10 protein-coding genes are annotated in these 11,968 nt (G+C 69.8%); 3 read left to right on the top strand and 7 right to left on the bottom strand.

The window, feature by feature from the left end; genetic code table 11:
- Positions 1-185 precede the first annotated feature (185 nt).
- Positions 186-707 carry a hypothetical protein gene (locus tag ACIRJR_RS26115; RefSeq protein ID WP_403784867.1) on the top strand — a complete coding sequence of 174 codons (522 nt, stop codon included), beginning with the start codon at positions 186-188 and terminating at the stop codon, positions 705-707.
- 72 nt (positions 708-779) lie between these two features.
- Here the strand turns inward: ACIRJR_RS26115 and ACIRJR_RS26120 are convergent, their stop codons facing one another.
- From ACIRJR_RS26120 to ACIRJR_RS26130, 3 genes are all read right to left on the bottom strand, one after another.
- Positions 780-1,004: a hypothetical protein gene (locus ACIRJR_RS26120; protein WP_403784869.1), complete on the bottom strand. Its 225-nt coding sequence runs from the start codon at positions 1,002-1,004 to the stop codon at positions 780-782.
- A gap of 94 nt (positions 1,005-1,098) precedes the next feature.
- Positions 1,099-2,844 (bottom strand): amidohydrolase, encoded by a 1,746-nt coding sequence (locus tag ACIRJR_RS26125; protein WP_403784871.1) that lies wholly within the window; start codon positions 2,842-2,844, stop codon positions 1,099-1,101.
- Between the two features lie 222 nt (positions 2,845-3,066).
- Positions 3,067-4,278, bottom strand: coding sequence for a glycoside hydrolase family 64 protein (locus tag ACIRJR_RS26130; protein ID WP_403785143.1), 1,212 nt, complete (start codon positions 4,276-4,278; stop codon positions 3,067-3,069).
- Positions 4,279-5,041: 763 nt separating this feature from the next.
- On the opposite strand from ACIRJR_RS26130, the gene ACIRJR_RS26135 reads away from it, so the two are divergent.
- Both ACIRJR_RS26135 and ACIRJR_RS26140 read left to right on the top strand, forming a co-directional pair.
- On the top strand, positions 5,042-6,625 hold the full coding sequence (locus tag ACIRJR_RS26135; protein WP_403784873.1) for an acyl-CoA carboxylase subunit beta: 1,584 nt from the start codon (positions 5,042-5,044) through the stop codon (positions 6,623-6,625).
- A gap of 62 nt (positions 6,626-6,687) precedes the next feature.
- A complete protein-coding gene (locus ACIRJR_RS26140) occupies positions 6,688-6,891 on the top strand; it encodes an acyl-CoA carboxylase subunit epsilon (protein ID WP_403784875.1) in 204 nt (67 codons plus the stop codon).
- A 113-nt stretch (positions 6,892-7,004) separates the two neighbouring features.
- Here ACIRJR_RS26140 and ACIRJR_RS26145 read toward each other — a convergent pair whose 3' ends face one another.
- From ACIRJR_RS26145 to ACIRJR_RS26160, 4 genes are all read right to left on the bottom strand, one after another.
- Complete coding sequence (locus tag ACIRJR_RS26145; protein WP_014048542.1) at positions 7,005-7,586, bottom strand: ATP/GTP-binding protein; 582 nt, start codon at positions 7,584-7,586, stop codon at positions 7,005-7,007.
- Positions 7,567-8,238, bottom strand: a complete 672-nt coding sequence (locus ACIRJR_RS26150; protein ID WP_403784877.1) for a DUF742 domain-containing protein — start codon at positions 8,236-8,238, stop codon at positions 7,567-7,569. The genes ACIRJR_RS26145 and ACIRJR_RS26150 overlap by 20 nt, the downstream gene beginning before the upstream one ends.
- A gap of 89 nt (positions 8,239-8,327) precedes the next feature.
- The gene (locus ACIRJR_RS26155; RefSeq protein ID WP_006127847.1) at positions 8,328-8,741 is read right to left on the bottom strand and encodes a roadblock/LC7 domain-containing protein; all 414 of its coding nucleotides are present in this window, start codon (positions 8,739-8,741) and stop codon (positions 8,328-8,330) included.
- 10 nt (positions 8,742-8,751) lie between these two features.
- Positions 8,752-11,958 carry a nitrate- and nitrite sensing domain-containing protein gene (locus ACIRJR_RS26160; protein WP_403784879.1) on the bottom strand — a complete coding sequence of 1,069 codons (3,207 nt, stop codon included), beginning with the start codon at positions 11,956-11,958 and terminating at the stop codon, positions 8,752-8,754.
- Between the last annotated feature and the right edge of the window lie 10 nt (positions 11,959-11,968).

An 11,968-nucleotide genomic window follows, 5' to 3' on the forward strand; every position in this document is an offset into this window, starting at 1 on the left:
TGGTTTAACCTTCAACGAGTTCGACTGTAGACCTGTTTTGTTCAAAGTTCAACATCAAGGGTCCAGGCCGGTCCGGAAGTCGCGGGAATCCTGGCGCGAGCCGGGGTCGCCCCCTGGCGGACGCGCGTAGAGCTGGGGCACTATCTCCCTGCCCTGAAATTGTCATGAGCAGGAGGACTCCCCCCATGGCCCGTCCCCGCATCCACGCGGTGCTGACCGCTCTCGCCCTCGTCCTCGGCGCCCTCTTCGCGCCCGGCGTCGGCATCCTCGGAGGTGGCGCCGAGGAGGCGCACGCCGCCACCAAGCTGACCCACTCCCAGGCGACCTCCCGCTTCTCCTCGTCCGGGATCACGTGGTCGTCCTCCGGCGGCTGCTCCAACCGGAACGTCTCCACCTGTACGTCCTTCGACCAGCTCAACCTGACCAGTGCGCAGGGCGCCCAGACGCTGAAGAGCGCCACGGGCTGCGCGCTCAACATCACCGGGGGCACGGAGACCGGGCACGCCTCCGGCACGTACTCGCACTGGAACGGCTACAAGCTCGACTTCGGCAAGACCACCTGCCTCACGAACTACGTGAAGGGCGTGTTCAGTTACATCGGCCTGCGGGGCGACGGAGCCCCCCAGTACAAGTCCGGCTCGGGCAACATCTACGCCGACGAGGGCAACCACTGGGACGTGACGTACTACAACTGCGGCGGTTGCTGACCGCACGCACGAGGGCCCGCGCGCCCGCACGCACGAGGGCCCTCGTCCCGTTCCCACGGGGCGAGGGCCCTTTCAGCCGAACCAGACGACCAGGCGCACGCAGGCGGCGCCGTGCCGCTCGGCCAGGACCCGCATGACAGTGAGGACGGGGGCCCAGGTCCCGGCGTGCACGGTCTGCCGACGGGTCAAGGGCTCGATCCTCCACAGCACGTCGTCGTCCTGCCACTCCGTCCCCGCAGGCCACCCGCTGCCGCCAGGGGGCGGTGTCAGCCCGGACAGCTCCGCGAAGCGGTCCACGGAGACGGCGCTCTCCTCGAAGACCCACGCGTCGTCAGGGGAGCGCCGCAGGTAGCGAGGGAGACGCGCGCCGCGTGCCGCTCCGGTGCCGTGCTCAGACCTGCGGCTCCAGCGCCGGCCCGAGCGAGGCGAACTTCTCCTTGCTGACGATCCTGCGCGGCGGCCAGGTGATGTTCTCCGGCGGCCAGCTCTGCCGGGTCTTCCTCAGGAACCAGGCCGGCGGCTCGTACATCGGCGGTTCGTAGCCCTCCGGCAGCGCCGTCTTCCAGGTCAGGCCCTTGGTCCGCTTCTCGAACTCCTCCCTGATGTCCCGCAGCAGCTCCGGCTTGGTCAGGAGGTCGACAGCCGTCGCCGCCAGATAGGCCGCCGCGGCCGGAATCGCCGCGTGGGCGGGCGCCGATCCCGCGCAGGAGGCGGTCGACCAGGTGTGCATCTTCGACCCGATGGGGGCGACGGCCGCCCCCATGGAGACCGTCGGGACCTGCCAGCTGATATCGGCCACGTCGGTGGAACCGCCGCCCAGGAAGACCGGGTTGGGCGGTGTCAGCTCACCGACCTTGTCGTGAAGTCCGCTCTCCGGCAGGCCCAGGGAGCTCTGGAGCTCCTTGGCGAGCCGCTGGGCGTCCTCGGAGAAGACCGGGGGACCGATCTGCCGCATGTTGTCGTACAGCAGCTCGGCGAATGCCTTCGAGGGGAGCTGGTTCCAGCACGCCGACGTGATCCGGTGCCGTACCGTCGTGCGGCTGGCGGTCGCGGCCGCCTCCGACACGGCGATGACCTTGTCGAGCAGCGAGGTGACCCGCCCGACGCTGCCCTCACGGACGTAGTACGAGATCTCCGCGATCTCGGGCGTCACGTTGGGGATGTCACCGCCGTTGTTGATCACCCAGTGCAGCCGCGCCGAGGGGGCCATGCTCTCCTCGCGGAGGAACTCCGACATGGTCGCCATCATGACGGCGGCGTCCAGCGCGCTCTTGTTGCCGAGCGGAGTACCACCGTGGCCGGCGACACCGAGGAAGGTGAACGTGACGGCCGTCATGGCGTTGGAGGTGCCCCAGCCGGTGGCGTTCCCGGTGGAGGGGTGCCAGTCGAGGAAGGCGTCGAGCCCGTCGTAGACGCCCTTGCTGACGGCGTACGTCTTGCCGATCAGCTGCTCCTCGGCTGTGGAGCCGAAGAACTTCACCGTCACGTCGAGCTTGTGGCGCCGGGAGGCCTCCGCGACCGCTGCCGCGGCGGCGGCCGCCGCCGTTCCCAGAGCGCAGTGCCCGCAGCCGTGGCCCGGCCCGTACCCAGGGGCGAACGGGTCGTGGACGTACTCCTTCGGGTCGTGCTCGCCCACGCCCTTGTTCTGGGACAGCCCGGGGAGCGCGTCGTACTCACCGCTGAAGCCGATGACCGGGCCGCCCTTGCCCCGGGTGTACGTGGCGGTGAAGGCGGTCGGGAAACCGGCCGTGCCGAACTCCACGTCGAACCCCGCCTTGCGCAGGAAGTCGGCCTCGGCGAGAGAGGAGTTCCACTCCCGCAGGCTCAGCTCCGCGTGCTCCCAGATCTCGTCGTTCAGCGCGTTGATCCGGGACGTGTTCCGCTCGATCCAGCCGAGTGCCGTGCGCTTGGCCGCCGAATCCTGGGCGAGCCCCTCGGGCGGGGCGTAGGCGGCGGCGTCCACCGCACCGTCGGCGGCCTCGTCCGACGCGGCCGCCATGGCCGGGTCCGCCGTCGCACCCATCGCCGTGGTGGCGATTCCGGCGGCACCGAGCATCTGCATGATCCGGCGGCGGCTCAGTCCGTCGCCCGTCTGTACCGCATGGTCGTGGTCGCTGGGGTCGTGCAGGTCGCACACGGGCGCCTCCGGTCAGATGGCATGTACAAGCACAGTGCCGGAACTCTGCAATCCGGATGTTGCGAAGTCAAGAGGTGCGGATGTCCGTGGAGTTACACCCTCCGCTTCCCGTGGCGGCGGCACGGGAAGCGCGCGGGCGGCCGCGGGCCCCGCGGGCGCCGGACACGACAGGGCCGCCCCCGCCGCGGGAGGCGGCAGGGGCGGCCCTGTGGAGCGGTACGGTCAGGAGCCCACGCTCACCGTGAAGCGCCGGGGGTTGCCGTCGTGCGCGGCCCCCGACACGTCCGGCTCGCCGTCCGGGCGTACGTCGTCGTACGGGAACGCGTAGCCGATCGGGGAGTTCGCGTGGACGACGCGCGACCAGTGGTTGGTCACCGCGCCCTTGTAGTAGTCCGCGACCGTGGTGCCGTTGGGCTGCTGCGGGTGGCTCAGCATGATCGAACGGTTGAAGCCCGCCGAGATCCTGGCCAGCAGCGCCTTCTTGTCGTCGGAGTCACCCGGGTTGTTCGTGAAGGGGCCGTGGTTGCAGGTGAAGATGTCCTTCGACGTCGGCTTGATGAAGGTGTGACCGCCCTCGAAGGTGAGCGTGTCCCCGCTGACGCGGCCGGCCAGCGTGCCCCGGCCGCCCTGCAGGTCGATCCGCAGGTCGGTGGAGCGGTACTTCTCCCAGACCTCGTCTATCTGCGCGGTGAACAGGTCCCGGAACGGCATCTGGTCCGGCCGGTCGAAGAACGGGGCCATCAGGTTCTGCGGCGACACGACACGCAGGACCTTCCCGTCCGAGCCGCGGGTGACCAGCTTGTCCCAGGGCTGCCCGTCGGAGGCCGCCTGGGCCGTGAGGTCGTCGGCGATGCGCTGGACCGCACCGTCCGGGAGCGGGGCCACCGTGTGCGTGGCGTCGCCCTCCAGGGTCAGCCCGATCGGCAGAGCGGTCACCAGGTCGACGTAGCTGATGTTCGCGTAGAGCTGCTGCGGGTTGAAGGTGAACTCGCAGAACGACCAGGTCCGCCCGTAGTTCGGGTCGGTGGGGGTCGCGAAGGCCGGCTCGACCAGGGAGGGCCCCGGGTTGAGGTAGAAGTCCAGCTTGTCGTCGCGGACGAAGTAGACCCTCGCGCCGTACATCTGGGGCAGGGTCAGGACGACCGCTCCGGCGCCGGCGGCCTTCAGCGGGATGGCGCAGTCCACGGGCAGCGGGGTCTGCGGGGCGCCGGGGGAGTCCGGGCGGTAGACGCTGCCGTCCGGGCGCAGGAGCACCCAGCGGTCCGTGCCCTGCTCGTGGCCGGTGACGTACGCGTGCACCGTGCCGGGAAGTGAGCGGTTCTCCAGCGCCAGTTCGCAGGTCGCTGCGGCTGCCGATGTGCGCGGGCTCAGGGCGCTGCCCCAGACGGGGTAGGTGAGCGCGGTCGCGGAGGCGGCTGCGCCGGTCAGGAACATTCTGCGCGAAATCACGGAGGAACTCCCGAGGTGTGGGGGCGCAGGCAGGGATACAGGGCGTGGTGCGGGGAGGCGGAGCAGTGTGGGGGCTGCCTGCGGTGCGCACCACTCTCGCGACGCCTCCGGTGACCGTCAAGAGTTATGACTGAGAGCGCTCTCAAGAAGTAGCCGTTCTTCACAACTCGACGTCGCTGTAGGGGTTTTGGCGACGCCCGGTCGTTCTCCGCATGCGTGGAGTAAACAGGAACTGAACACGGCGGCCCGCGGGATCACGCACAGGCCGGAGGGGGGGTCGGCTCACCCCGGGGCTGTCGCGGGAGTACTGTCCCCCTCGGGCCGCGAGGACGCGGCCTGGAGCCGTGACCTCCCGGCGGCCGTGACCCCGGGGGCGATCGTCCGAGGACGTGGTCCCGGGGGGGATCTTCCGCGGGTGCGGGCCCGGGGGTGAACCCTCCGAGGACGCGGTCCGGGTCGTGATCGCCCTCCGGTGCGCGGTCTCCACACGTGGTGCACCGGGTGCCGCCCCCTGCCATTGCGGTGCGTCCGGTCGCCCGCCCGGTGTATCCGCGGCGTGGCGCGCGGGCCGGTGTGTGGCTGGGGCCACACTTCCCTCTTTGTAGGAGCCCCACAACACGCACGCCCCGTGAGCTGGCAGATGGGTTGCATCGCGCCCGGCTTCTGTCAGGTGCCACCAGGAAACCGGGCAGGAGACTGTCCGGAGTGAACGGCAGGGTTTGCGCGGTCGGGTTCGTAGGGTCGACGTATGACCGTTGTGGACGAAATCCCGGGCGAGCCCAGCGACACGCGTGGCCGGGTGGCCGAACTGCTGGCGCTGCGCGACGAGGCCCGGCGCGGGCCGAGTGACCGGGCGACCGAGGCGCAGCACGCCAAGGGCAAGCTGACCGCGCGGGAGCGTATCGCGCTGCTGCTGGACGAGGGATCGTTCAAGGAGGTCGAGCAGCTGCGCCGGCACCGGGCGACCGGTTTCGGGCTGGAGGAGAAGAAGCCGTACACCGACGGTGTGATCACCGGCTGGGGCACGGTGGAGGGCCGGACGGTCTTCGTCTACGCGCACGACTTCCGGATCTTCGGCGGGGCGCTGGGCGAGGCCCATGCCACGAAGATCCACAAGATCATGGACATGGCCATCTCGGCGGGTGCTCCGCTGGTCTCGCTGAACGACGGCGCGGGTGCCCGTATCCAGGAGGGCGTGTCCGCGCTCGCCGGTTACGGCGGGATCTTCCAGCGAAACACCCGTGCCTCGGGTGTCATCCCGCAGATCTCGGTGATGCTCGGCCCGTGCGCGGGCGGCGCGGCCTACAGCCCGGCGCTGACCGACTTCGTCTTCATGGTCCGTGAGACCTCGCAGATGTTCATCACCGGCCCCGACGTGGTCAAGGCCGTCACCGGTGAGGAGATCACCCAGAACGGCCTGGGCGGCGCGGACGTGCACGCCGAGACCTCGGGCGTCGCGCACTTCGCGTACGACGACGAGGAGACCTGCATCGCCGAGGTCCGCTACCTGATCGGGATGCTGCCCTCCAACAACCGCGAGAACCCGCCCGTCGTCCCGAGCGACGACCCGGCCGACCGTCGCGGCGACGTCCTGCTGGACCTGGTCCCGGCCGACGGCAACCGCCCGTACGACATGCACAAGGTCATCGAGGAACTCGTCGACGACGGCGACTTCCTCGAGGTCCACGAGCGCTGGGCCCGCAACATCGTGTGCGCCCTGGCCCGTCTCGACGGCCAGGTCGTCGGCATCGTGGCCAACCAGCCCCAGGCGCTGGCCGGGGTGCTGGACATCGAAGCGTCCGAGAAGGCCGCCCGTTTCGTCCAGATGTGTGATGCCTTCAACATTCCCATCGTCACTCTGCTGGACGTACCCGGCTTCCTGCCCGGCGTCGATCAGGAGCACGGTGGGATCATCCGGCACGGTGCGAAGCTGCTCTACGCGTACTGCAACGCCACCGTGCCGAGGATCTCGCTGATCCTGCGCAAGGCCTACGGAGGCGCCTACATCGTCATGGACAGCCAGTCCATCGGCGCCGACCTCACCTACGCGTGGCCGACCAACGAGATCGCGGTCATGGGCGCCGAAGGTGCCGCCAACGTCATCTTCCGCCGGCAGATCGCCGACGCCGAGGACCCCGAAGCCATGCGGGCCCGCATGGTCAAGGAGTACAAGGCCGAGCTGATGCACCCCTACTACGCGGCCGAGCGCGGCCTGGTCGACGACGTCATCGACCCCGCCGAGACGCGCGAGGTACTGATCGCCTCGCTCTCGATGCTCCGCAACAAGCACGCCGACCTGCCGTCCCGCAAGCACGGCAACCCCCCGCAGTAGTCACGGTGCGGCGGCGACCCCGCCCCACGTCCGCGACCCTCTGCCCAGAAGACGGAGACACCATGAGCACCACTTCCGCCGATTCGGTCCTGCGCGTCGAGAAGGGCCAGGCCGGCCCCGAGGAACTCGCCGCGATCACCGCGGTCCTGCTCGCCCGCGCGGCAGCCCAGCCCGACGCACCGGCCCACCGGGGCCGCAGCACCGCCGGATGGCGCCGGCTGGAGCGCACCCCCGGCTTCCGCGCCCCGCACAGCTGGCAGGGCTGAGAGCGGCCGCCGAGGCCGCTCCAGGGCCCACCCGGCCCGGCACGTCCGTTTACGGCGAAGGCCCCGCACCCCTCCGGAGAGGGGTGCGGGGCCTTCGCCGTAAGGTGGCGGGCTCAGCGCAGGCGGGCCATCAGGGCGTGCTCGACCAGTGTGATCAGCGCGCTCTTGGCGTCCGCGCGGTGCCGGGCGTCCGTGGTGAGGATCGGAGTGTCCGGGCCGATCTGGAGGGCTTCGCGTACTTCGTCGGGTGTGTAGGGCTGGTGTCCGTCGAAGCCGTTGAGGGCGATGACGAAGGGGAGGCCGCTGTTCTCGAAGTAGTCGACGGCGGGGAAGCAGTCGGCGAGGCGGCGGGTGTCGACGAGGACGACGGCGCCGATGGCGCCGCGGACCAGGTCGTCCCACATGAACCAGAAGCGGTCCTGTCCGGGGGTGCCGAACAGGTAGAGGATCAGGTCCTGGTCCAGGGTGATGCGTCCGAAGTCCATGGCCACCGTCGTGGTGGTCTTGTCCCCGGTGTGGGTCAGGTCGTCGATGCCCGCGGACGCGGACGTCATCACGGCTTCGGTGCGCAGCGGATTGATCTCCGAAACGGCACCGACAAACGTGGTCTTACCCACGCCGAAGCCCCCTGCCACCACGATCTTCGCCGAGGTAGTGGAGCGGGCCGCTCCGCCGCTAGAGCTTGCGAAGTCCACTGAGCACCCTTTCGAGCAGTGTCACATCTGGTTGGCCGCCGGCGGTCTCGTCGCCGCCGGGCTGATGGATAGCGACGAGTCCGGCCTCGGCCAGGTCGGCGACGAGGATCCGGGCAACGCCGAGGGGGATCGAGAGCAGGGCCGAGACCTCGGCCACCGACTTGATCTCGATGCAGAGCCGGCAGATCCGCTGGTGCTCGGGCAACTGCCCTTGCAGCCGGGCCGGATCGGCCGTGGTGCTGACCAGTGCCTCGATGGCGAGCTGGTAGCGCGGCCGGGTCCGTCCGCCGGTCATGGCGTAGGGCCGGACCAACGGGTTGTGCGCCGCGGGCTTGGCGGGCGCCGGAGCCTGCCGCTGTACAGGCTGGATGCGCGACGGCGGTGCCTCGTACCGCTGCGGAGGCTGCTGCTCGTGCTGCGGCTGCTGGTAGTGAGGCTGCTGCTGCGGCCACCCCGGGCCGGGCTGCTGGGGCTGCTGCTGCCAGTCGCCGCCCTGCGAGCCCTGCTGGGACTGGTAGGGCTGATACGGCTGATAAGGCTCTTGCGGGCCCTGTCTGCCGGGCATGGAGGGGGCGTCGAAACGGTTGTCACCCTGCTCACCCGAAACCCGCTGACCGCCCTCGTACGGGTGTCCGCCTGTGGGTGCTGCCACGTTTCCTCCTCCGACTGCCGGTCGCCATCCCAGTGGTGCCGCGCCACCGCACCTTATGGCGCGGTGACGAGAAACGCACTGTCTGTCTATTAGTTAAGAAGACTTCCCTGGAGTTCGGCGCGGAGATCCGGGGTAAGAACACTTCCTGCACGGTCTACGAGAAGTGCCATTTCGTACCCAACCAGACCGATATCGGCGTCCGGGTGGGCGAGGACGGCAAGTGAAGATCCGTCAGAGATGGACATGATGAAGAGGAATCCTCGCTCCATCTCCACAACGGTCTGATTCACGGCGCCGCCTTCGAAGATCCGGGAGGCACCCGCGGTCAGCGACGTCAGACCGGAGGCGACGGCCGCCAGCTGATCGGCGCGGTCCCGTGGGAAACCTTCGGACATCGCCAGCAGGAGTCCGTCGGCGGAGACCACCACCGTGTGCGACACCCCAGGGGTGTTGTCCACGAAGTTGGTGATCAACCAGTTCAGATTCTGCGCCGCCTGGCTCATCGGGCTCACACTAACGCTCCTGGTTGTAGGTATTACTTGTGTCCGACCCGGCCGTGCGACCCCGCAGGACACCGCGTCGCAGGTTGCTCAACCTGCCCCGCACGTCCTCCGGGGCGCGGGAGACCTGTGGGCCGCCCTGCTGGGTCTGCTCCGCCGTTCCCTCGACCAGGTTGGCCTTGGGCACGCGCCGGGGGAGTCCGGAAGGCGTGATCCCGCCCGCCTTCGGATCCTTGAGCTTCTCGGCCCGCTCCCAGCGCTCGTCGTTCGCCGAGCGCCAGTCGTCGGGACCTTCCCCGCCGGAGGATTCGGCCTGGGGCTGCTCCTGCGGCGGCCGCTGCCGCTGCTCCGGTGCCGTGGGCTGATCGTTTCCGCGGCCGGTGGGCTGCCAGTGCTGCTGGCCGGCGCCCCGTCGCGGGAGACCCGCGTCGGTGAGCTCGCCACCGGGATTCGGGGTGGGCCCCGGGCGGTCGAAGCCTACGCGTTCCTGTGTCTCCGCGGGAGCGTTCGGCACAGCTTCCGCTTCGGGCTGCGCCGTGGGCTCGAAAGCTCCCTGGTACGAACCCTGATCGGTCCAGTCGCCCTGGTGGGAGCGGTCGCCCTGCGGAGCGAACTGGTCGCCGTACCGCTCCTGACGGCCGTCAGGAGCGGGGTACGAGGATTCCGTATAGCCGTTCTGCTGCGGGTCCTGGTAGCCGTTCGGGGCGTACGGGTCGTAACCGCCCTCGTAACCGGGCTGCGTGTACTCCTGCTGCTGGGCGTAGGGCTCGGGCGCGTACTGCTGCTCCTGGCCGTACTGCGCCTGCGTGAACTGCTCCTGGGGGTAGTCCGGCTGCCGGCCCGCCCCGTTGTCCTGGAACGCCTGGGGGTCGCCCCCCGACTGAGCCTCCAGCGCGGCCCGGCGCTCCTCACGCATCAGCGAGCGGTTGACCGGGTCCAGCTGCGGGGAGTCCGCGGCAGGCGTGTCGTAGCGCGAGTCGTCGAAGCCGAGCTCCGCGGCGGTACGCATCGGCACCTGCTGCGGCATCGGGTCGAAGGCCTGCGGCTGCCGCTGCTCGGGAATGATCGAGGAGACGGTGAAGTCGCTGTCCTGGGCGGACTCGCCACCGCCACCGTGGGTGATGGCGTCCGGCAGCATGACCAGCGACGTGGTCCCCGCCTGCTCGCCCGACGGGCGCAGCTGGACGCGGATGCCGTGCCGGTCGGCCAGTCGGCCGACCACGAACAGACCCATCCGCTGGGACACCGCGGCGTCCACGGTCGGCGGGTTGGCCAGCTTGTGGTTGATGTCCGCGAAGTCCTCGGCCGTGAGGCCGATGCCCTTGTCGTGGATCTCGACCATGACACGGCCGTCCGGCAGGCGGGTCGCGGTGACCCGGACCTTGGTCTGCGGGGAGGAGAAGGTGGTGGCGTTCTCCAGCAGCTCGGCCAGCAGGTGCACGAGGTCGGTCACGGCCTGGCCGTGGATCTCGCTCTCCGGCACACCGGTGAGCTCGATGCGCTCGTAGGACTCCACCTCCGAGGAGGCGGCCCGCAGTACGTCGACCAGCGGCACCGGCTGGTTCCAGCGGCGCCCGGGCTCCTCGCCGGCGAGGACGAGGAGGTTCTCGCCGTTGCGCCGCATACGGGTGGCCAGGTGGTCCAGCTTGAAGAGGCTCTCCAGCTGGTCCGGGTCGGCCTCGTTGTTCTCCAGGTCGGTGATGAGGGTCAGCTGGCCCTCGATGAGCGACTGGTTGCGGCGAGACAGGTTGGTGAAGATCGCGTTGACGTTGCCCCGCAGCATGGCCTGCTCGGCGGCGAGCCGGACCGCCTCGCGGTGGACCTGGTCGAAGGCGCGCGCGACCTCGCCGATCTCGTCCTGGCTGTTGATCGGGATCGGCTGCACCCGGGTGTCCACGCGGCCCGGCTCGGTCCGCGACAGCTGGTCGACCAGCATCGGCAGCCGCTGCTCGGCGATGCCGAAGGCGGCCGTACGCAGCTGGCGCATCGAGCGGCTCATCTGGCGGGCCATGAGCCCGGCGATGATGAAGGCGGCCAGCAGGGCGATGATCACGATCGCCGCGTTGACGATGGCGTCGTTCCGGGCGTCGGACGAGATCTCCGCCGCCTCGGCCACGGCCTTGTCGACGAGCTCGTTCTCGACCGTCGTGTAGCCGTCGAACTTCGCGGTGGACGCGGCCAGCCAGGTCTCGGGGGTGATGCCCTTGGCCTTCAGCTCGTCGGGCTGCTTACCCTGGCCGATCTGCTGGGCCATGCCGTCGAAGACGGAACCGTCGATGCTGGGAGGTGCCACGAAGGGCGCTCCGGTGGCCTTGGCCTGCTCCTGGGCGGCCTTCAGCTGCTTCGCACCCTCGGCGGCCTTGGCGGCCATGACCGCCTTGAGCCGGGCGGCGTCGGCCTCCGTGCCACCGGAGACGAACTCGCCGAGAGCGATCTGCTCCAGGTAGTTGTACGAGCTGAACGCCGTGACCTGGCCGTTGAACTTACGGCTCTCCTGGCTCGGCCGCACCAGCAGGTGCATGCCGATGGAGCGCTGAAGCGATTCTGCGGCCTTGGCCAGCTCGATCGCGTACACGGTCCGGCCGTAACTGGTGATGTTGCCGGTACCCAGGCCGAGCTCGTTGGAGAACTCCATCAGCGAGTGCTGGACCTTGGTGTAGCCCTCTTCCGTCTTCACCGGGTCCATGGCCTCGGCGTAGGCGGCCTTGCGAAGTTCGGGGAGCAGGGGCTCCTCCACCTTGAACAGCTTCAGGCGGCGGTGGAGACCCTCCTTGTCCGGCATGTTCTGCACGGCGGCGTCGAACGCGGAGGCGGCGCTGTCCGTCGTGGCGCGCACCTTCTCCACCTCGGGGGCGGTGCGCTTGTTGGACAGCAGGGGCTGAGCGGTGAGGTCACGCTCGTTCAGCAGCGCCTGCCCGTACGCCGCGGCGGCCCGGACGACCAGAGCTGTCTTCTCGGCGTCCTGGGCCTCGTTCCAGGTGTCGACCGACCCCTTCACCTGGAAGCCGCCCATGACCAGGCCGACCAGTGCGGGAATCAGGAGGATCGCGTTCAGCCTGGTGGGCACCCGCCAGTTGCGCGGTGACAGCCGGCTGGTGCTCCCGCCCGCCGCTTCCGCCTCGGACGACGTGTCCGCAGGCGGGGACACCGCAGCACGCGGCGGCGGGGTGAAGTTGCCCCGCTCCGGCTGCGCCGCGGAGCCCTCGTTGCTTCGCCTCACTCGACCAACA

It is taken from the genome of Streptomyces sp. NPDC102402, assembly GCF_044765765.1.
Taxonomy (GTDB): domain Bacteria; phylum Actinomycetota; class Actinomycetes; order Streptomycetales; family Streptomycetaceae; genus Streptomyces.